Below are 2,403 nucleotides of genomic sequence, written 5' to 3' on the forward strand. Positions count from 1 at the left end.
GTGGGCAGCGAGCCGGTGCGGCGACTGCACCCCCGATCGGTCCAACTGCTCCGGCTGGGCGGGCAGGCGGTGCCGGAACGCATCGTGAACGAAGTCGCAGCGTTTCTGATCATCTACATTGCGACGTGGTTTGCCGGCTTCGTAACGCTGGCGGCCACCGGGCTTGACGTGACAAGCGCCGCCTCGGCCACCATCGCGTCCCTGGGAAACATCGGCCCCGGCTTCGGGAGCGTCGGCCCGACAGGAAACTACGCGCATCTCACCCCGGCGGCCAAGCTGGTGCTGAGCTTCCTGATGGTGGTAGGCCGGCTCGAAGTGTACAGCGTGCTGGCACTGCTGCACCCCGACTTCTGGCGGCCACGCTGAGCGCTGGGACTGCACGGCCCTTCAGCAAGCCTGTCCCGCCGGAGATACCGGTCTACCTCGGCAGCCTCACCTGGGCGGAGCTTGCTGGTCCGTCTCGCCGTCAGGTTTCATCGCCGGGTGACCGGCCCATCGTGCCGGTACGCTCTGTGGCCGGCCCAGGAGAGCACCCCTCAGGCGGAGGCCCCCCAGGCTCGGTCGTGATAATACCCGGATGGCCCCATCATCGACCTCGGCTTGCAGACGATCTCACGGATCTCCAGCCCGTGGCGCGGGTCGAAGGCCGAGTCCGAGTAGGAAGGCTTGATGACCACGGCCGTGTCCAGGCCTTGCTCCGTGCCGCCGAACGCGACCACTTCTCGGTCGACGGGAACCAACCCGGCATCAGCGGCCGCCATCGTCGTAAAGACAGCGACTTTCAACCCAGCGCAGAGCAGAAAAAGCGTCTCCTTCATGACCGTCTTTGGCGTACTTACCGCCAAATCGCCGGTCATGGACGATTCCACGCTCGCGGAGATGTCGGTGGCCTGGACGACCGGGACGCCCCACCTGCTCAGCTGCTTCCGTACCGCCTCGTCAAGCCCAATGTGCTTGTAACCCTGCGCCTGCCAGCGATCCCATTGCTGTTTGAGTTCCGGAATCTCATGCCAGTGCCGTCCCGGCGGGGGGCCTTGAACGTTCCAGGCACCGCCGGCCCGATAGGTAACACACACCACGCGAAGCGGTGATGAGCTCGTCGCCCGCTGGGCCCTTTGTGCCGCCAGCGCTGCAGAACGACCGGTGATCGAAGGAACAACCAGGTGTTCGATCCCCAGGACACAGGCCCGTCTGATACCAAGCTCCAGCGCCGCCTCAGTGTTCACCGGCCCTGGCCGCTCGAAATAGTGCACTTCCACCAGCATGCTCTGGACCTCCCTCGGACAGCTACAGGATCTGCGAATTTCGAGACCACCGACGGAGTTCGGCCGTCGCACCAGGATTTCCGCCAGACCTGCTTCGGCAAACGCTGACGGGCCAGCCTTCTACTCTCCCCGCAAAAGAGCCCCGACGTCCGTGGCGCCGTAATAGGCGTCCACGTCGCCGCGCCAGTGCGGGTCGTTGTACTCAGGCAGCGTCACCCGCGGCCGGCGGGGCTTCGCCACCACTTCCAGCACCTCGAAGCGATCAAGGAAATGCCAGCTCAAGCACGTCCTGACCACCAGAGCGCTGTCCAGTCCCTTGTAGGTGCCCCCGAAGGCAAGTACGTCTTCGCCCTCCGGCACCAGTCCGGCATCGACGGCCATCAGGGCTACCTGGATGGCGATCTTTGTCCCCGCGCCGAAAACCTCGAGGACACGCTGAACCAGGTCTTGCTGCCAGGCGATCGCTGGCCGTCTGCCGGATCCGAGCCCCGAGAACGGCATCGTGCCCTGAACGAGCTCGGCGCCCGCGCTTCGCAGGGCTTCGCGGACGGCCACGTCGGGGATTCCGCTCGGGAGATCCCCGCGAGGGCCCCACGTCGTGCAGGGCGGCGTGGTGACCACGATCAGCCGTATGCCGCTGTCCTTGAAGATTCGGACTGCCCGCAAGGCGCTTCGCCCGCTGTCGGTCGGAACGACCACCACTCGCAGGCCCAACTGCTCGGCCCTGGCGCGACCATGCCGCAGAACGTCCTCGGTGTTCACCTCGCCTGGGTGCTCGAAATACACGACGGGACGCGCCAGCTCCACGTTCCTGATGCAGCTGACGAGCTTGATCTTACCGCACCCGGTACATGGGCCCTGGATACGGCTGATGGCACCCCGGTCGGCCAGCGTCCGGCATATCTGGTGAACCTGCTGCCGGGGCTCAATGCCCGTATTGCCGGAGATGCAATCATCGCACCAGCGGCCAGAGCCTTGGCGGAGAAACTCAAGCACCCGCTCCCGGTTGGCCACGGCAGAAAAGCCCCCTTCCACGCCGTCCATGCCTCCACGATGGCCAGGTTGTCCTCGCCCCCGACCACGAGCTGGCGTGTTAGCTCTTCGACGCACCTCCGCTGGTGCCTGGAGGCCAGAGGGC

General features: G+C 65.8%; 3 protein-coding genes. 1 reads left to right on the top strand and 2 read right to left on the bottom strand.

What is annotated here, in order from left to right:
- Positions 1 to 366, top strand: a 366-nt coding sequence (locus tag AB1609_21320) for a potassium transporter TrkG (protein MEW6048976.1), incomplete at its 5' end; no start/stop codon positions are given.
- Between the two features lie 170 nt (positions 367 to 536).
- Here AB1609_21320 and AB1609_21325 read toward each other — a convergent pair.
- Together AB1609_21325 and AB1609_21330 are read right to left on the bottom strand one after the other, a co-directional pair.
- Positions 537 to 1,265: a hypothetical protein gene (locus AB1609_21325; protein ID MEW6048977.1), complete on the bottom strand. Its 729-nt coding sequence runs from the start codon at positions 1,263 to 1,265 to the stop codon at positions 537 to 539.
- A gap of 120 nt (positions 1,266 to 1,385) precedes the next feature.
- Positions 1,386 to 2,300, bottom strand: coding sequence for a pyruvate kinase alpha/beta domain-containing protein (locus AB1609_21330; GenBank protein ID MEW6048978.1), 915 nt, complete (start codon positions 2,298 to 2,300; stop codon positions 1,386 to 1,388).
- Positions 2,301 to 2,403: the final 103 nt, after the last annotated feature.

The sequence above is a fragment of the Bacillota bacterium genome (assembly GCA_040754675.1).
GTDB lineage: Bacteria > Bacillota > Limnochordia > Limnochordales > Geochordaceae > Geochorda.